Origin of the sequence: Brucella tritici, from assembly GCF_008932295.1 — a bacterium.
GTDB classification, from domain to species: domain Bacteria; phylum Pseudomonadota; class Alphaproteobacteria; order Rhizobiales; family Rhizobiaceae; genus Brucella; species Brucella tritici.
Genome location: NZ_WBWA01000013.1, coordinates 102,358 through 120,242, shown reverse-complemented (window position 1 = coordinate 120,242; position 17,885 = coordinate 102,358). Strand labels below are relative to the sequence as shown.

Here is a 17,885-nt window from a genome sequence, read left to right as displayed (position 1 = left end):
ATGAAAGTCGTTTTGTTCTGCGGCGGTCTTGGAACCAGAATCCGCGAATATTCGGAAAATATCCCGAAGCCGATGATCCCGCTCGGCCATCAGCCGATCCTGCATCACGTCATGGAATATTACAGCGACTACGGGCACAACGACTTCGTCCTGTGCCTGGGCTACAAGGCCAATGTCGTGAAGGATTTTTTCCTGACGATCCGCCCGCAGACCTTCGCGGACTGTGTGGTTTCCGATGGCGGGCGCAATGTGCAACTGCTTGAGGAAGTGGATCGTGACTGGAGCGTGACGCTGCTCGATACGGGGATCTGGCGCAATATCGGCGAGAGGCTCTGGAGTGCGCGGTCGCATGTAGCGAACGAGGAGATATTCCTTGCCAATTACAGCGATGGTCTCAGCGATGTCGACCTCGACGACATGACGGAACGTTTCCGTGCCAGCGGTAAGATTGCCTGTTTCCTCGCCGTCCGTCCGCCGCTGACCTATCACCTTGCAGATATTGCCGAAGGCGGCGACGTGCGGGCTTTCCGGACCTCGAACACCTCCGATATCTGGATCAATGGCGGTTACTTCCTCTTCCGCAAGGAAATCTTCGACTATATGCGCGAAGGCGAGGAACTGGTGCTTGAGCCCTTTGGGCGATTGATCGCTGAAAACCAGCTCATGGCCTATAAATATGAGGGCTTCTGGCGCTCCATGGATACGCTGCGCGACTGGCAGACGCTTGAGGATATGGTGGAGAAGGGCGACATGCCCTGGAAGAGGCACAAGGCGGAAGAGGCCGAACGACGCGCTACCAATGTCGCGATAGCACTATGATCGATCTGCGCTCGCTCGCAAATCAGAGCCGCCCGCTGCAACTGCTTTGTCTGGGCGCACATTCCGACGATATCGAAATCGGTTGCGGCGGCACGCTTCTCAGCCTGATCGAGAGCGGCACGCCGCTGCATGTCGAATGGTGTGTTCTGTCAGGGAGCGAGACAAGGCGCGCGGAGGCAGAGGCTTCCGCACGCGATTTTCTGCGCGGGATAGACAGTTTCAACATCCATCTTGCCTCTTTCGAGGATAGCTATTTCCCGGCGCAAAGCCGCGAGATCAAGCAATGGCTGATCGAACAGCGCGGACGCAGGCAGCCGGACATGGTCTTCACCCATCGCCACGGTGATGCTCATCAGGATCACCGCACCGTCAACGAACTAACATGGAACCTGTTTCGCGATCAGGTGATCCTTGAATATGAAATTCCGAAATGGGATGGCGATCTGGGTCAGCCCAATGCTTATTCGGCGCTACCGGCTGTGATCATGGATCGCAAGATCGAATTGTTGATGAAGCACTTCGGCACGCAGCGCTCGAAGGACTGGTTCGATCCGGAAACTTTTCGCGGGCTCGCCCGGCTACGCGGCATGGAATGCCGCGCGCCTGAAACTTACGCCGAAGCTTTCCATGCTAGAAAACTGCGGTTGTTCTAGTTTGCAACTGGCTCTGCATTGGTGTCGACACGGACGACGACCGACATGCCGGGCGCCAGATGTGCCGCATCCGGCTGATCTTCATCAATGGCGATGCGAACGGAAAGGCGCTGCGTGATCTTGGTGAAGTTGCCGGTCGCGTTGTCGGATTTGATGACGCTGAATTCAGAACCGGCAGCAGGCGCGAAGGCTTCGATGTGCCCCTTCAGCTCGGCATGACGTAGCGCATCGACGGTGAACGTGACCGGCTGGCCGACCTTCATGCCGTAGAGCTGTGTTTCCTTGAAATTAGCCATTACCCATTTGGTCTTTGGCACGACGGAGACGAGCTGCGTTCCCGCTGTTACATATTGACCGAGACGCACGCCCACTTCGCCGAGCGTGCCGTCACGCGGGGCGATGATATGAGTGTTCTGCAGGTCGATCCGCGCCAGTTCAACGGTTGCTTCCGCATTGGCGATATCGGCATTAAGACTGTCGCGATTGACGATGATGGATTGCAGGTCCTGTTGTGCGACGGCAAGTGCGGCCTGCGCTTCCTCGACGGAGGCCTGTGCCTGAAGCAGCGTGCCATGTGCCGTATCGGCAGAACTTTGCGTGGTCACGCCACGTGGCAGCAAGGCCTCGACGCGCTTTGCATTGGCTTCGGCAACCTCAAGTGCTGCCTTGGCGCCGGAAATCTGCGCCTGCCGTGACTGGATTGTCGCTTCAGCCGAACGCTGGCTCTGTTCTGAATTGGCCAGAGCTGCCTTCTTGCTATTGAGGGCGGCCAGTGCCTGATCCAGCTTCTGCTGATAGCTGCGGCTGTCGATCTCAAACAGGAGGTCACCCTGTTTTACGGTTTGATAGTCGTTGGCATTGACCTTTGTGACATAGCCGGCGACCTGCGGGCTGATAACTGTCACCTGTCCGCGGACATAGGCGTTATCGGTTGTCTCGACGGTGTGTTTGAAAGGCGGCAACTGCCACGCCCACAGCACCATCAGAACGCCTGCAAGGCCGATGATGAGAGCGAGGCCGCCGCGAATATACTGTTTTCCAACTGACATTTTCAAATACTCGTCGATTTAACCAGCCACCGTAGCGTTATGGTGGGTGTGCATGTTTTCATAGAAGCGATAGGCGATCAGGCAAACGAGCGAGAGGCTTGCGATGACGGAGATTGCTAGAAAAGCATCGTTATAGGACAGCACCGTCGCTTCCTTGGTGACCTGTTGTCCGAGAAGCGCCAGCCCTTCGGCCTTCGTTAGTCCCTGGTCAGCCAGAACCTTTGCATAGGTGCCGGAGAGCGCCTGAACGCGTTGGGCGACCACAGGATTGGACATGACCAGTTGTTCCACCAGATAGGCGGAATGGTATTTTTCGCGGATCGCGATGAATGTGCTGAACACGGCCGAGCCGATAAGACCGCCAATGTTCTGTGTGAACAGGAAGATGACGATGAAACTCGTCATGTAGGTCGGTCCTTGTTTCAGCGCCTTGGTGATGCCTGCAAGCATGGCCGGGGGCAGGAACAGAGCGCCGCCAAAGGCAATCAGGCCCTGACTGAGATAGGCGTTGTGCGGACGGGTCAGGTTTGTCGCATGGCTGTCGAGAAAGGCCCCAACGGCTATGAAGATCAGTGCCAACCCGAAGATGAACGATACACGTTCAAGCTTCATCCACATGCCGCAGGCAATGCCGCCTGCCAGCGACGCGGCAAGGATGACGAGATAAAGGCCGCGGCTCTGGCCATCCTGTAGGCCGAATGCCTGAAAGAGGCCGACCGCACCGGTCGTCTGCTCGGCAAGCACGATGCGGAAGATGAAGAGGATCAGCGTGAAACGCAGGATTTCCGGAGAGAACAGCCAGTGCAGGTTCATCAGCGGCTGTTCGCGATTGAGTTCGATGGCGGCAGCGCAGGCGAGGACCGCGATTGAGATCGCAAGGCATACGCCGATCCAGGGGGCTTCGAACCACCAGTAGTTCTTTCCCTGAACCAGAACCACCGCGAGAAGCCCAAAGCCGATGGCAATCAGGCCGTAAGCGACGAAATCCAGCCAGTGCAGCACTTTTGCGCGCGGCGCCTGCGTCATTGGCAAAATATAGACCACGGCGAAGGCTGCGAGCGACAAGCCGATCTCGACCATATAGAGTTGTTGCCATTGGCCGATATCGAACAGCAACGGCGAGATGACGCGGGCGAGCGGCCCGGCGGCAGCCGAACAGGTCAGCGCAAGGCTGAGACCCCACGTCATTTTCTTGGCAGGCGGAAAGGCTTCGAGCATGTAAAGGAAGCCGATGGTGGAGACAGGTGCGGCAGCAGCGCCAGCAATAAAGCGGATCGGGATCGCCGACCAGATGTCGTAGACAAGCAGATGCAGCAGAGAAGAAATCAGGAACACGGCGATTGCGATTTCCGCAAAACGGCGCAGTCCGAACTGCGTGCGGATTTTGACGAGAAGGATCGTCAGGCTGGCATAAGGGGCCATATAGGCCGCGATCAGCCATGAAGTTTCCGTCAGCGTTGCGCCAAGTGCCCCCTGTATCTGCTGTGTATTGGCCGAGATGAAATACATGCTGAGGCCACGCGTCGACCACATGAGGACAGATGCGGCGATATAGATGGCCGACATGTAAACCGGCATATGCGGCGCCGCTGGCGTTGCCACCTGCGCCGGTGCCTGCTGCTGGCCTGCCTGGGAAGTCTCCTGTCCCTGCCGATCTTTATCTTCTTCCGACATTGTTCTAGCGGTCTTTCCCCGCGAGCGTCGTTTCTACCGTCTGGCTGATTTCCTGAAGAACAGTTAGGGCAGTTTCGAGCGACTTCTGATCAAATTTCTGCAAAAGCTCTGCACGGATGTCGCGGGTGATTTCCTGCAACTCACGCACCTGTGCCTGTGCTTCATCCGTCAGTTCGATACGTTTTGCGCGGCGGTCGGTTTCAACCGCAGCACGATAGATCAAGCCCTGCTTTTCAAGGCCATCCAGAAGGCGAACCACGGAAGGGTGCTCGATTTCCAGAGCATCTGCCAGCTCGCGCTGGTTCCAGTCGCGCGGCTGGGCGAGAAGCAGGAGCACACGGGCACGCGCCAGCGTCAGCCCGCGTTCCCGGACGCGGGAATCGAACAGGTTGCGCATTTTGCGTGCGGCTGTGGAAAGCTCCATCGTGAAAGCCGCTTCGAGATCATGTTTTGAATGAGACATTGTATAGCTATCTATTATGTGTATAGCTATACATATATTGTTTTCTTTCTGCTAATCAATGGGATTTGAGCACCTCAAAGGCAGAAACGGAAAAATATTTCCGGCTTCGGGAATAAATCGCGGTGGCCGATTGTCTTACCTCCATATCGCATGTCGCGATTGGAACTCCCGTGAGGCAGATCATGAAAACGTTTGGTTTTATGTCCGTACTGACAATTGCAGCCGTGGCGGCGTCAGCCGCGCTGGCCGCGCCATCCGTCAAGACGATGGAAAGCTCGAAGGGGCAGGTTCTGGCAGGCGCCAAGGATATGACGCTCTATACTTTCGACAAGGATAGCAAGGGCGAATCCAGCTGCTATGATACTTGCGCCAAGAACTGGCCGCCCTTCATGGCGATGAAGGGAGCAAAGGCTTCCGGCGCATATACGCTGGTCAAGCGCAAGGATGGCAGCGAGCAATGGGCAAAAGACGGAATGCCGCTCTATTACTGGGTGAAGGACAAGAAGCCCGGCGATGTCACCGGAGACGGCGTTAATGGGGTCTGGCACGCCGCAAAGCCATGAGGCCGATGTGAGCCATCCTGCTCCCGAAAGTTTCGAGGGCCAGCTTCTGGCCCTCCTGCCGGTGATGCGGCGCTATTCTCGCAGCCTTGCGAAGTCCGATGCCGAAGGCGAGGACCTTTTGCAGGACTGCGTGGCGAAGGCGCTGTCGCGGCGCGGCCAGTGGCGTGGCCTTAATCTGCGTGGGTGGATACTCACGATGATGACCAACCTCTATCGCAATGGCTATAAAAGCCGCGCCCGGACCCGACATGAAACGCTGGATGCTGCGGAAAATGTCAGTGTCGCGGCGACGGAAACCGATCCGTTCCAGTTGCAGCAGCTTGAAGAGGCGATCAACTCCCTGCCGGAAGATAACCGCGCGGTGCTGATGCTTATCGTTGTTGAAGGCTACAGCTATGGCGAAGCGGCTGAAATGCTGGGCATACCTGTCGGAACCGTCATGTCGCGGCTTTCACGGGCGAGACATCGCCTTGCCGAACATATGAGCGGTTCGAATATCGTAACGCTTCGGAGAAACCGATGACAGAACGCAATTCTCCCATAACCGAAGCGGAACTGCTTGGCTTTGTCGATGGGCAATTGTCCGATGCGGAACATGCGCGTATTGCCGGGCTTCTTGAGAACAACCCCGAGCAGGCGGCGCTGGCTGCCGAGTGGCGCAGTCAGAACGACGGTATCAGGCAACTCTTTTCCGGTTATGCCAAGGCGAAGAATGACGATCCCGCATTGATCCGCTCAGCGGGGATACGCCAGTCGCGAACCTATCGCGGGGCCGTTGCAGCAGCGGTTCTGGCAGCGTTATTGATCGGTGGCGCAGGCGGCTTTGCAGGTTCGCGCCTGCTTGCGGAAGCCGAGCCGCAAATAGCGAGTGCGCAAACCCTGCCGCAGCAATCCCAGGCGGCTTATCTCATCTATGCCAGCGAAGTGCGGCATCCGGTCGAGGTGTTTTCCAATGAAGAGGCGCATCTGGCGACATGGCTCGGCAAACGGCTTGATATACCCGATCTCCGCGTTCCCGATCTCCGTTCGCTCGGTTTCCAGCTTGTCGGTGGGCGTCTGTTGCCGGTTGACGGCAAGGCGGGCGCCTTTTTCATGTATGAGGACGAGGCTGGAAAACGGCTTTCGGTGATCGTCGGCCGCAATCCGGATAACCGCGACACGAGCTTCCGGTTCGCCTCAAGCGACGGTGTCGAAACCTTCTACTGGATCGACAACGATCTTGGTTATGCGGTGAGCGGAGAGATCTCGCGCGAGCGGCTGCGGCAGGTGGCGGAAGAATGCTACCACCAGTTTCCGGGTTGACCCGCTTATCGGTCGTCGCTGAAAGCGTGGATCATCGCATCCTTGGAACTACCGCTGGCGATCAATGCAGCAAGCAGGATGCGGGCCTGACCAGGGCGAAGCGTATGTGCGTGAATGGCTCCGGCTTCGCCAAGATCATATCCGCCGCCGCCTCCGCCATAGCCGGGTGCCAACAGGCCTTCCGGCACGCGGCTTGAAACTGCAACGGGAATATTGCGGCGCGAGCATTCGCGGACAGCTTCGACAACGCAGGGCGTAGTGTTGCCGGAACCCAGTGCAGCAAGAACGATGCCGCTGGCACCGGCTGCAATGCTCGCTTCGATGTGGAGGGCGTCGCAGCCCGGATAAATGGCAATCGTGTCGATCCGGCGGTCACCGACGGGCGCTGGAAGCACCGGGCTCTGGCTGTGGATCATACGGGCAGAGCGGAAGGCGTCGGCACTGTCGCTGCTGAACTTGTATGCACCCCAGGCCGGAACGATCCGCCCGCCGAAGACAATAAGGACACCTTTGTCGGCATTGGCCGGATCGCAGGCAAGACGAATGGCGGTAGCTAGATTTTCCGGCCCATCGGCCTGCGGATGATCGGCGGTAAACTGCGCGCCGGTGAAGATCACCGGCTTGCCGATGTGGCGCTGCAGATGCACCAGCAGCGCCGTTTCTTCCATGGCATCCGTGCCGTGCAGGACGACGATGCCATCGACTTCGCTATCCTTGAGACCGGAGGCGACGGCATCGCTGATGCGTTGCATGTCGGAAAGGGTGAGGCTTGCGGAATCCTTCGCCATCAGGTCGACCGGGCGAAGCTCCGCTTCAAGGCCCGGCACGAAGCCGAGCAAATCCTCACCGGACAGGACCGGTGTGCTTGCTCCGTCTTCCCCGCGCTTGCTGGCGATGGTGCCGCCAGTGGCGATCACCGCTATGGAAGGCTTTGCAAGCGTCATATTTCCGAATCCTCTCACTTACCGGGAATGCTGGCGTCTACAGCACGTTCGGCAGCAAGTCGATGGATGCGTTCACGCATCATATACCAGCCAAGGATGAGGGCAGGGCCGATGATCGCCAGCGAAGCAATCGTCCAGGTGCCGACTGGATAGTCGAGCGCCATCAGGACAAGTACGCCGAGCAGGAATGCGAGTGTGAGGATGCCGGTGTAAGGCGCACCGAACATGCGGAAATCCGGACGCACGATTTCGCCGCGACGTGCGAGATGCCACAGTTTCAACTGGCAGAGGACAATGACGCCCCAAGCCGTGATGATGCCAAGCGCGGAGAGATTGAGCGCGATTTCAAAGGCTGCCGCAGGCACGACCGCATTGAGAACGACACCGATGACAGTGACCACGGCGGTAACTGCAATACCCATATAAGGAACGCCGTTCTTGTTCATCTTGGCCAGCGAAGCAGGTGCAGAACCGGATACAGCCATGGAATGCAGGATGCGTCCGGTGGAATAAAGCCCGGCATTCAATGACGACAGAACTGCCGTCAGGACGACGAGGTTCATGATGACATCCGCGCCCTCGACGCCGATCTTGCCGAAGAAGGTCACAAACGGGCTCTCGCCAGCCGAATAGGCGGTGTAGGGGAGAAGCAGCGAGAGCAGCAGAACCGAACCCACATAAAAGACGAGCAGGCGGAAGACCACGGTGCGGATTGCACGGGGCATGACCTTGCGCGGGTCTTCGGTTTCTCCCGCTGTGGTGCCCAGCAATTCGATGGATGCATAGGCGAAAACCACGCCCTGTATGATGATGAAGGCCGGCAATATACCGTTCGGGAACAGACCTCCGCTATCCGTGATGATGCTGAAGCCAGCAGGATGACCGTCAATAGGCGTGCCGGAGACGACAAAGTAAATGCCGACCACCAGAAAGGTCACGAGCGCGATCACCTTGACGAGGCTGAACCAGAATTCCAGCTCGCCGAAAACTTTCACCGACATGAGGTTCATCGCCAGCACGATAACAAGCGCCGTCAGGGCGAATACCCATTGGTCGATACCTTGCAGCCAGGGCACATAATGCTTGAAGAAATTCATGTAGAGCGCAACAGCCGTTACGTCTGCCACCGATGTCATCGCCCAGTTGAGCCAGTACATCCAGCCTGCCACGAAAGCCAGCTTTTCGCCGTAGAACTCGCGGGCATAGGAGACGAAGGAACCGGAGCTGGGACGATGCATGATGAGTTCGCCCAGTGCACGCAGTACCAGAAACGCAAAGAAGCCGCACAAGGCATAGACGAAGACCAGAGCCGGACCTGCCAGTGCCAGACGTCCGCCTGCGCCGAGAAAGAGCCCGGTTCCGATTGCGCCGCCAATCGCGATCATCTGAATCTGGCGCGGTTTCAGGGCTTTGTGATAACCGCGGTCCTCTTCAATGAACACTTCGCGTTCGGCCGGGGTGGCTTTCATGGTTTTGATCGGCATTGCTCCTCCCTGAGAGCGCGGTTTCTACAGGCGACCGTTCGGCGTGAAAGGCCAATTAGGGCGCACCGCCGGTCATTCAATGAGGGTATGGAATTCATCCCTATTTGATGGGTATTCTGTAAAGCTGCATGACAGATTTTAGAGGCGGTTTTAACGCATATCGCAGAACGCACGTCAAGTATTCGGCTTCAAATGAGAAGCTCGACACCCAATTTCAGAAAAGGCTGGTAGGGAAAAAATCAGCAGGAAGAAAGTGTTACGGGCTTGTGCTTATTCGGCAGGAAAATGCTGCGCCAAGGCGGATTGGCACGAATAATCTGCGCGAATCCTGTGCAAAGCCACCGCCTTGTGGCGTCAGACTTCATCCTTGCCGATGATCGTCGTCACGGCTGTCTTGACCTTGCTCAGATGGGCTTCCATCGCGGCACGGGCTTCGGCTTCCGATCCAGCCTCAATGGCCTCGACAATACGGCGATGCTCGACATTTGACGCTTCACGGCGACCAGACATCAGATTGACGAGTTCGGATTGCTGGATCAGTGCTTCGCGGGCATCGGCGACGATCTTGGAGAAGACTGTGTTTCCGGAAGCCTCAGCAATAGCGCAATGAAATTCGGAATCGAGCAATTCCCATTTCTGTGGGTCCGTCTGGCGGTCCATCTTGTCGCAAAGCTCAAGCAGGTGGGCGAGTTGCCCGGCGCTGCGGCGCAGTGCTGCCCAGCCCGCCGCCGGTACTTCGATGAACGGGCGCGCCTCGATCAGATCACGCGCCGAATAGCCGCCATAACTCAGTTCGCTCACGGGGGAAGTATTCAGGACATAAGTGCCACTACCTGTCCGGGTCTGGGTTAGCCCTAGCGTCTGTAGCGACCGCAGCGCCTCGCGCACGATTGGGCGGCTGACGCCGAACCGACCAGCAAGCTGGGCTTCTGAGGGCAGGCGGGTTCCAACTGCAAGGCGACCGGACGTGATGGCCGAGCGAATATCGTCGAACACAACTTCTGCCGCATTCTTTCGTGTGATCGGATGGGTGTCCGATAGCCAGTCGGCCAATTCGCTCATGTCCGAACCTCAGTCAATTGCCTCGCTCCTGTCAAGCAGCTAGGCAATTTTCGGAAGGATATCAATCCCAAAGCGGTTCAAAAAGGTTCGACCAACAGATACAAAAAGCCCTGCGCTCTAACCGGAGTGCAGGGCTTTCCGAATGGCAATTATCAGGCCGCCGTGGCGGACGTATTCAACTTGTTGGCCGACAGGATGCTGATGAACGCTGCACCATAAGCCGTGAGCGGCGCCATCTTGGCAAGCGCGCTCGCAATGGCGTCATGGTGGCTCAGTTCTTCCTCTGAATTGTGGCGGAAGGATACGCAAACAGTTTCGCCATCTTCACCGATGAATTCTACCAGATAGGAATTTTCCTTGTCGCATCTTTTGACCAGAGCATCGACAACTTGCATGCAATCATTCTCCTTCCGAGCCGCATGAACGTGCTGGAATGGATATGGTTCCATAAAATTTTATCTTTTTTCCAATGTCAGTCCCGGTTTGACAGGCGGGCTGCACCCAATGCCGCCGCGAACGCAATGGCAAGCATGACAAAGGTGAATTCGGCAACCGCAGACCATCCATCCGCAACCCAGAAATAGCCACCTGCTGCACCGGCGACACTGGAGCCGAGATAATAGGCGAGCAGATAGAGTGATGATGCATGTCCCTTTGTGTGGAGTGCCAGTCGTCCGACCAGAGCGCTGGCGACCGAATGGCTGACGAAGAAGCCGACAGTCACGAGGATGATGCCTGCGATGATGACTGGCAGCGGCGCAAACAGGGTCAGAAGGCAGCCCGCCGCCTGTATCGCAAGGCCGATGGGAAGAACGGTGAAATAGCCGAGCCTGTCGCCCATCCTGCCAGCAAGCCATGAAGCGGCAATGCCGAACAGATAGACCGTGAAAATGGCGCCGAGCGCTGTCTGGCTGAGGCTGTAAGGCGCTGCGACAAGACGGAAACCGATATAGTTGTAGATGGTGACGAAGGAACCCATCACGAGAAAGCCAATGGCAAAGAGCAGCGGCAGGGCCGGGTTGCGGATGTGGCCGATCCATGCGCCGAGGTGAAACCGTGCATTGAAGCCTGGACGCGGGACGAAGTTCTGCGAGGCGGGCAGCAGAAAGAGGAAGCCAATGGATGCGGAAAGTCCAAGCAGTCCCATGCCTGCCAGACCGACGCGCCAGGAGAAATACTCTGCGAGCGTTCCGGCAATGACACGGCCCGCCATGCCGCCGAATGCATTGCCAGCAATATAAAGCCCCATTGAAGCGCCAAGGCCGCGCGGGTCGATTTCTTCCGCCAGATAGGTCATGGCGACTGCCGGAACCCCGCCCAGCAACAGGCCCTGCAGGGCGCGGATGACGAGCAGCATATGCCAGTCCGGCACCAAAGCACTGGCTATCGTGCAAAGTGCTGAGCCGAGGAGCGAGACGAACATCAGTGTCCTGCGTCCGAAGCGTTCAGATACGGCGGCGGCACCGAAAATTGCAAAGGCGAGAAAGCCTGTCGAAACGGAAAGCGATAAGGAACTGGCCGCAGGCGTGATGTTAAAATCATGCGCGAAAAGCGGCATCAGCGGCTGGACACAGTAAAGCAGGGAGAAGGTTGCGAAGCCGGAGAGGAACAGTGCAATGCTCGCATTGCGAAATGCCGGCGTGCCCTTGACGAGATACTGCTTTTGTTCGGTTGCCGTGGGAGCTGAAACGAGCTTGAGCTGGCTTTCCGGTGTTCTTACGCTGTCGAGGCTGCGTTCTGCGAGGCGTGACATGACTTTGCCTTTTCAAATCCTCCCGCTTTTTGATCTAGTCAAATGCCCTTCATTTGTCCAATATATGGAAGTGACGATTGCAATAGCTTTTGGATATAGCGATGGAACTACGTCATCTGCGTTATTTTCTGGCCGTGGCCGAAGAGGGCAATTTTACCCGCGCGGCTGCGAAACTCGGTATCGGCCAGCCGCCGCTCAGCCAGCAGATACGCGACCTCGAGAACGAGATCGGGGTGGCGCTGTTTCATCGCGTGCCCCATGGAGCCGAACTAACGGCAGCCGGCACGGCTTTTCTTGGTGAAGCGAAGGCCTCCCTTGCCGCCGCCGAGAAAGCGAAGCTTGCAGCGCAGGGCGCGGCGCGTGGAGAAACCGGCAGGCTCGCGCTGGGTTTCACTGCATCGTCCGCGTTCAACCCGACCGTCAGCGGTACGATCCGCAAGTTTCGGGCCAGATGGCCCGATGTCCGGCTGACCCTGACGGAGATGAACAGTCATTTGCTGATGGAACAACTGGTCAGGGGAGAAGTGGACGCTGCCTTCATCCGGCCCGGATTGGAAAATCCCAAGGACGTACGCATGAAGCGGCTGGCTGATGAGCCGATGCTGATCGCCCTGCCGAGCCATCATCCGCTTGCCGTTCATCCCAAGCTGCCGATTTCAGCTCTGGCAAATGAGGCATTCGTGCTTTTCCCGCGCATTGTGGGGCTTAGCCTTTACGACGATGTGGTTGAGGCTTGCCGGAATGCGGGCTTTGAAATGATCGTCGCGCAGGAAGCGCCGCAGATGCCGTCCGTGGTCAATCTGGTCGCAGCCGATCTGGGCGTCTCGATTGTTCCAGCCGCCATTGCGCAGATCAAGCTGGCCGGGGTGACTTATCGTCCAATCGAAGGCGAGCCCCTTCTGGCGCGATTGGGGCTGGTTTCGATGAAGAACAACCGGTCGCCGCTTATCGATAATCTGATAAGCCTGTTGCCGGATCAGTAAGGACGATCCCGGAATATCCTTTGTGTCCTCACAGCGGAGCCTGCGAGCTCATATGCAAGAGCCTTGCATGAACAGGGCTTCTCCGGTTTGATGATGGGATAGAATGCATATTTTGCTTTACGTACCTCAAAACGAAAGCTAAGCTTTTTATCGTGGCGCTTTGGGAGGAGTTCACGTGCAGCCAGAACTATCGGCAAAGAGCATATTAAAGACGCACCAAATGCGGCAGCCCGCCATGGGCGGTTGCCTATGAGTGCGCAGGAAAAAAATGGCAGGCCTGCACTGCTGGAGGCTGTGTCGCTTTCCAAATCATTCGGTCCTGTCCAGGTTCTGAAGAATATCGATCTGCGCATCTTCGGTGGCGAAGTTCATGCGATTATCGGCGAGAACGGCGCCGGAAAATCGACGCTGATGAAGCTGCTCGCGGGCAACGAACGCCCGACGAGCGGGGAAATCCGCATTGACGGCAAGCCTGTTGCTTTCTCGGGGCCGGTGGAAGCCGAAGCGCAGGGCATTGTGCTGGTGCATCAGGAAATTCTCCTCGCACCCGATCTGACCGTCGCGCAGAATATCTATCTTGGTCGCGAGCTTAACCGTGGGCTGGTCGTCGATGACAAGTCGATGCGCGAAGGTGCGCGCAAGGCCATCCGTGATCTTGGTGCCGATATCGATCCGGATGCAGTTGTCGGCTCCCTGTCGATCGCACAGCGCCAGCTCGTGCAGATTGCGCGCGTGTTGCTGGTGCCGCATCGTGTGGTGATTTTCGACGAACCGACCGCCTCGCTGACGCCGTTCGAGACGGAGGCGCTGCTGAAAGTGATCCGGGATATTCGTGCGAAGGGTGTCGCGGTCCTCTACATCTCGCATCGTCTGCCGGAAGTGAAGGAAATATCCGATCGCGTGACTGTGCTTCGCGATGGCAAGCTTGTTTCAGCGCATTTGTCTTCGGAATTGCAGCCATCGGACATGGCTCGGCTAATGGTCGGTCGTGACGTTTCAAAGCTTTATCCTGACCGCGCAAGCCAGCATGACAACGCTGCCATTCTTGAAGTCCAGAACTTCAGCGTGCCGGGCTATGTGCAGAATGCGAGCTTTCATCTGAACCGGGGCGAGATACTTGGCTTTGCCGGTCTGGTCGGCGCGGGACGCACGGAACTGATGGAAGGTATTGTCGGACTGCGCCCCGGCAAGGGGGATGCGCGTCACAATGGCAAGCCGGTCCATTTCCGCAACGCGCATGAAAGCCAGAAGGCTGGGATCGTTTATCTCAGCGAGGACCGGAAGGGCAAAGGGCTGCTTCTGTCCAAGGACCTGGGTGTAAATCTGACACTCGCCTCGCTGACGAAATTCGTGAGCGGTTTGCAGATCGACCGCAACAGGGAACGCACTGCACTCGATGATGCGATCCGCGAGTTCGATATTCGCACAGGCCGCAAGGACATTCTGGCAGGTCAGCTTTCGGGCGGGAACCAGCAGAAGCTTTTGCTTGCCAAGATGATGATGCTCGATCCGTCCATCGTCATCATTGATGAACCGACACGCGGTATCGACGTTGGCACAAAGGAGCAAATCTACCAGTTCATTGCCAATCTGGCGGATGAAGGAAAATCGATCATCGTCGTTTCGTCGGAAATGCCGGAACTGATCGGTATCTGCGACCGCATCGTCGTGATGCGGGAAGGGCGGGTTGCCGGTGAGGTGACAGGCGACCGTATGACGGAACATGACATCGTCGTGCTTGCAACCGGCGTTGAAGCCGAAAATGCCGCATAAAAACAATAAAGTGGAAAGTAGATGACACAGGTTGCGACCGATAAAAGCTCAGTGGCGAGGACGTCCAAGGATTGGGATCTGCGGGCAATTGCCCCGTTCATCGCGCTCGCCCTGCTGCTTGTTCTGGGCACGATTGCCAATCCGAACTTCATCAGCATCGACAATCTTCTCAATGTCGCAACGCGCAGCGCTTTCATCGCCATTATCGCTCTCGGCGCCACCTATGTGATTTCATCGGGCGGGCTCGACCTTTCCGTGGGCGCAATGGTGGCTTTCGTCGCCAGTATCATGATCCTGTTCATGAATAGCGGGGTGATTGCCGATCCGGTGATGATGCTGATTGCGGCCGTGATGCTGGCGCTGATTGTTGGGGCAGCCTGCGGCCTGTTGAACGGGCTGATAACGACGGTAGGCGGCATCGAGCCTTTTATCGCCACGCTTGGCACCATGGGCATCTATCGTGGTCTCACCACATGGCTGTCGCAAGGGGGGGCGATCACCTTGCGCAACCCGGACATTCAGGCGCTTTATCGTCCGGCTTATTTTGGTTCCATTCTTGGCGTGCCAGTGCCGGTTATCGTGATTTTCGTGACGGCAGCGCTTGCCGCATTCGTCCTTTACCGGACCCGGTATGGCCGCCATGTCATTGCCGTGGGATCGAACGAGGATGTGGCGCGCTATTCCGGCATTTCAGTCAAGAAAGTGCGCACTATCGCCTTCGTCATTCAGGGCCTTTGCGTCGCTGTGGCTGTGCTCCTCTATGTGCCGCGTCTGGGTTCTACGTCGGCGACGACCGGCCTGATGTGGGAATTGCAGGCGATCACCGCCGTCGTTGTCGGCGGTACAGCTTTGCGCGGCGGCGTGGGCCGTATCTGGGGCACGATCTGCGGCGCGTTCATTCTGGAGATCATCGGCAACATCATGATCCTGTCGAACTTCGTCAGCGAGTATCTGCTCGGGGCAATTCAGGGCGCGATCATCATTATCGCCATGCTGGTGCAGCGTTCGCTGTCGCGAAGATAGGTCTAATGCATGTCTGCCAAAAGCTGGAAGCGGTTTTGGGATAAAGACATGCATGAAAACAAAAGCTTAAAGCGTGTCTTATGAGTACGATGAGATGCGGCACGCTTTAAGGATTGGCGGAATTGTTGGGGCGATTCCAGCCTGAGAGGAATGAGAGCCCCGTGTTTACTGGGAGGAAGACTATGCGAGGGAATTTGATGAAGCTTGCTTTCGCCGCTTTGACGGCGGGCGCGCTTGCCTTTGGCAGCGCAGCAAGCGCACAGGACAAGAAAGTGACGATCGGCGTGTCGATCCCGGCTGCCGATCACGGCTGGACGGCAGGTGTCGTCTATCACGCCGAACGCGTTGCGAAGCTTCTGATGGCTGAGCATCCGGGCCTCAACGTCATCGTCAAGACGTCGCCCGATGCGGCATCGCAGGCCAATGCGTTGCAGGATCTGGCCGTACAGGGCCTCGACGGGCTCGTTGTTCTGCCAACCGATCCAGATCCGCTTGTCAACGCCATCAAGGAAATCAAGGACAAGGGAACCTTTGTCGCTCTGGTCGACCGTGCGCCGAGCAGCAACGACAACTCCATCCGCGATCTTTACGTGGCGGGTAACAACCCGGCGCTCGGACAGGTGGCTGGCGAATATATCAAGAAGACCACGCCCGATGCGCAGGTCGTCGTCATTCGCGGTCTGCCGATCCCGATCGATCAACAGCGTCAGGACGGTTTCGACAAGGGCATTGAAGGCTCCAACGTGAAGGTTCTGGACCGCCAGTATGGCAACTGGAACCGCGACGATGCTTTCCGCGTCATGCAGGACTTCCTGACCAAATATCCGAAGATCGATGTGGTCTGGGCACAGGATGACGACATGCTTGTCGGCGTTCTCGAAGCCATCAAGCAGGCCAACCGCAGTGACATTCAGTATGTCGTGGGCGGTGCAGGCTCCAAGGACATGATCAAGAAGGTGATGGATGGCGACAAGCTTGTGCCGGTTGATGTTCTCTATCCGCCGGCAATGGTTTCGACGGCCATGGAACTCGCCGCCGGTCATTTCTATGACCAGATTCCGGTGAGCGGCAGCTACATCCTCGATGCTACGCTCGTTACCAAGGACAATGCGAAGGATTTCTATTTCCCGGATTCGCCGTTCTAAGGTGCTTGAATACCGTGCGCCTGTCTGAGCAGGCGCACGGCTTTTCTTTTCATTCCCGATATGCAGCGCGAAGCGCGCTCTCAAATTGCTCGATGCCGGTTGATGGCGGGGTTCGAGCATATTCAGGAGAAATTTGATGAAGACGATCAAGGGTCCCGGGATTTTTCTTGGGCAGTTCGCAGGCGATGAAGCGCCGTTCAACACATGGGATGGCATCACCAAATGGGCTGCCGAAAAAGGCTATGCCGGGGTGCAGGTTCCCACATGGGCCAGCCAGTTGATCGATCTGAAAAAGGCTTCTGAATCGAAGGATTATTGCGACGAATTCGCCGGAGTGGCTCGCCAGAACGGTGTCGAAGTCACGGAGCTCTCGACCCACTTGCAGGGCCAGCTCGTTGCGGTGCATCCCGCCTATGACGAAGCTTTCGATGGTTTCGCGGTGCCGGAAGTGCGTGGCAATCCCAAGGCGCGTCAGGCCTGGGCGGTCGAACAGGTAAAGATGGCAATCCGCGCCTCACGCAATCTCGGCATTGGCGCGCATGCGACCTTTTCCGGCGCACTGGCCTGGCCGTTTGTCTATCCATGGCCGCAGCGTCCTGCCGGTCTGGTCGAAACCGCATTTGAGGAACTCGCCCGACGCTGGACGCCGATCCTCGATCATGCTGACGAACACGGCGTCGATATATGCTATGAAATCCATCCCGGCGAAGACCTGCACGACGGCGTGACCTTCGAGATGTTTCTGGAGCAGGTCAAAAATCACCCGCGGGCCAACATGCTTTATGACCCGTCGCATTATGTCCTGCAGTGCCTCGATTATCTCGACAATATCGACATCTACAAGGACCGCATCAAGATGTTCCACGTCAAGGATGCGGAGTTCAATCCGACCGGGCGACAGGGCGTCTATGGCGGCTATCAGGGCTGGGTCAACCGTGCAGGCCGCTTCCGCTCGCTCGGTGACGGGCAGGTGGATTTCGGCGCGGTCTTCTCCAAGATGGCCGCGAACGACTTTGACGGCTGGGCCGTGGTTGAATGGGAATGCGCGCTGAAGCATCCTGAAGACGGAGCGCGTGAAGGCGCGGAGTTCGTCAAGGCGCACATCATCCGCGTCACCGACAAGGCATTTGACGATTTCGCAGCCGGCGGCACCGATGACACTGCCAATCGCCGCATGCTTGGATTATGAGGACGC

At 57.4% G+C, this 17,885-nt stretch carries 18 protein-coding genes; 10 read left to right on the top strand and 8 right to left on the bottom strand.

The window, feature by feature from the left end:
* Together F9K91_RS14790 and F9K91_RS14785 are read left to right on the top strand one after the other, a co-directional pair.
* Positions 1 to 819: a sugar phosphate nucleotidyltransferase gene (locus F9K91_RS14790; RefSeq protein ID WP_151556673.1), complete on the top strand. Its 819-nt coding sequence runs from the start codon at positions 1 to 3 to the stop codon at positions 817 to 819.
* Positions 816 to 1,472 carry a PIG-L deacetylase family protein gene (locus tag F9K91_RS14785; protein WP_151678073.1) on the top strand — a complete coding sequence of 219 codons (657 nt, stop codon included), beginning with the start codon at positions 816 to 818 and terminating at the stop codon, positions 1,470 to 1,472. The genes F9K91_RS14790 and F9K91_RS14785 overlap by 4 nt, the downstream gene beginning before the upstream one ends.
* Here F9K91_RS14785 and F9K91_RS14780 read toward each other — a convergent pair.
* From F9K91_RS14780 to F9K91_RS14770, 3 genes are all read right to left on the bottom strand, one after another.
* Positions 1,469 to 2,521: an HlyD family secretion protein gene (locus F9K91_RS14780; protein ID WP_151678072.1), complete on the bottom strand. Its 1,053-nt coding sequence runs from the start codon at positions 2,519 to 2,521 to the stop codon at positions 1,469 to 1,471. The genes F9K91_RS14785 and F9K91_RS14780 overlap by 4 nt on opposite strands.
* Before the next feature lie 18 nt (positions 2,522 to 2,539).
* Positions 2,540 to 4,099 (bottom strand): MFS transporter, encoded by a 1,560-nt coding sequence (locus F9K91_RS14775; protein ID WP_208852699.1) that lies wholly within the window; start codon positions 4,097 to 4,099, stop codon positions 2,540 to 2,542.
* A 100-nt stretch (positions 4,100 to 4,199) separates the two neighbouring features.
* Positions 4,200 to 4,658, bottom strand: coding sequence for a MarR family winged helix-turn-helix transcriptional regulator (locus F9K91_RS14770; protein ID WP_151651579.1), 459 nt, complete (start codon positions 4,656 to 4,658; stop codon positions 4,200 to 4,202).
* Positions 4,659 to 4,840: 182 nt separating this feature from the next.
* Here F9K91_RS14770 and F9K91_RS14765 point away from each other — a divergent pair, with 182 nt between their 5' ends.
* Genes F9K91_RS14765 through F9K91_RS14755 form a run of 3 tightly spaced genes read left to right on the top strand, consistent with a single transcriptional unit; the run spans position 4,841 to position 6,523 of the window.
* A complete protein-coding gene (locus F9K91_RS14765) occupies positions 4,841 to 5,221 on the top strand; it encodes a COG4315 family predicted lipoprotein (RefSeq protein WP_151555860.1) in 381 nt (126 codons plus the stop codon).
* On the top strand, positions 5,193 to 5,744 hold the full coding sequence (locus F9K91_RS14760) for an RNA polymerase sigma factor (RefSeq protein WP_061347816.1): 552 nt from the start codon (positions 5,193 to 5,195) through the stop codon (positions 5,742 to 5,744). The genes F9K91_RS14765 and F9K91_RS14760 overlap by 29 nt, the downstream gene beginning before the upstream one ends.
* Entirely contained in the window at positions 5,741 to 6,523 is a 783-nt protein-coding gene (locus F9K91_RS14755; RefSeq protein WP_151678070.1) for an anti-sigma factor family protein, read from the top strand. The genes F9K91_RS14760 and F9K91_RS14755 overlap by 4 nt, the downstream gene beginning before the upstream one ends.
* Before the next feature lie 5 nt (positions 6,524 to 6,528).
* Here the strand turns inward: F9K91_RS14755 and F9K91_RS14750 are convergent, their stop codons facing one another.
* The 5 genes from F9K91_RS14750 to F9K91_RS14730 all read right to left on the bottom strand — a co-directional run bounded on the left by F9K91_RS14750 (position 6,529) and on the right by F9K91_RS14730 (position 11,766).
* Positions 6,529 to 7,467, bottom strand: a complete 939-nt coding sequence (locus F9K91_RS14750) for an asparaginase (protein WP_151678069.1) — start codon at positions 7,465 to 7,467, stop codon at positions 6,529 to 6,531.
* A 14-nt stretch (positions 7,468 to 7,481) separates the two neighbouring features.
* The gene (locus tag F9K91_RS14745; protein WP_151651577.1) at positions 7,482 to 8,951 is read right to left on the bottom strand and encodes an amino acid permease; all 1,470 of its coding nucleotides are present in this window, start codon (positions 8,949 to 8,951) and stop codon (positions 7,482 to 7,484) included.
* 354 nt (positions 8,952 to 9,305) lie between these two features.
* Complete coding sequence (locus tag F9K91_RS14740) at positions 9,306 to 10,013, bottom strand: FadR/GntR family transcriptional regulator (protein WP_151555855.1); 708 nt, start codon at positions 10,011 to 10,013, stop codon at positions 9,306 to 9,308.
* A gap of 152 nt (positions 10,014 to 10,165) precedes the next feature.
* Positions 10,166 to 10,408 carry a hypothetical protein gene (locus F9K91_RS14735; protein WP_151555854.1) on the bottom strand — a complete coding sequence of 81 codons (243 nt, stop codon included), beginning with the start codon at positions 10,406 to 10,408 and terminating at the stop codon, positions 10,166 to 10,168.
* Between the two features lie 77 nt (positions 10,409 to 10,485).
* On the bottom strand, positions 10,486 to 11,766 hold the full coding sequence (locus F9K91_RS14730; protein WP_151555853.1) for an MFS transporter: 1,281 nt from the start codon (positions 11,764 to 11,766) through the stop codon (positions 10,486 to 10,488).
* A 101-nt stretch (positions 11,767 to 11,867) separates the two neighbouring features.
* Between F9K91_RS14730 and F9K91_RS14725 the strand changes: the two genes are divergently transcribed.
* The 5 genes from F9K91_RS14725 (at position 11,868) to F9K91_RS14705 (ending at position 17,879) form a co-directional block, all read left to right on the top strand.
* On the top strand, positions 11,868 to 12,749 hold the full coding sequence (locus F9K91_RS14725) for a LysR family transcriptional regulator (RefSeq protein WP_151678068.1): 882 nt from the start codon (positions 11,868 to 11,870) through the stop codon (positions 12,747 to 12,749).
* A 249-nt stretch (positions 12,750 to 12,998) separates the two neighbouring features.
* Positions 12,999 to 14,522, top strand: a complete 1,524-nt coding sequence (locus tag F9K91_RS14720) for a sugar ABC transporter ATP-binding protein (RefSeq protein ID WP_151651574.1) — start codon at positions 12,999 to 13,001, stop codon at positions 14,520 to 14,522.
* Positions 14,523 to 14,543: 21 nt separating this feature from the next.
* Positions 14,544 to 15,545, top strand: a complete 1,002-nt coding sequence (locus F9K91_RS14715) for an ABC transporter permease (RefSeq protein WP_151555850.1) — start codon at positions 14,544 to 14,546, stop codon at positions 15,543 to 15,545.
* Positions 15,546 to 15,727: 182 nt separating this feature from the next.
* A complete protein-coding gene (locus tag F9K91_RS14710; RefSeq protein WP_012092835.1) occupies positions 15,728 to 16,690 on the top strand; it encodes a substrate-binding domain-containing protein in 963 nt (320 codons plus the stop codon).
* A gap of 136 nt (positions 16,691 to 16,826) precedes the next feature.
* Positions 16,827 to 17,879 (top strand): sugar phosphate isomerase/epimerase family protein, encoded by a 1,053-nt coding sequence (locus F9K91_RS14705; protein ID WP_151678067.1) that lies wholly within the window; start codon positions 16,827 to 16,829, stop codon positions 17,877 to 17,879.
* Positions 17,880 to 17,885: the final 6 nt, after the last annotated feature.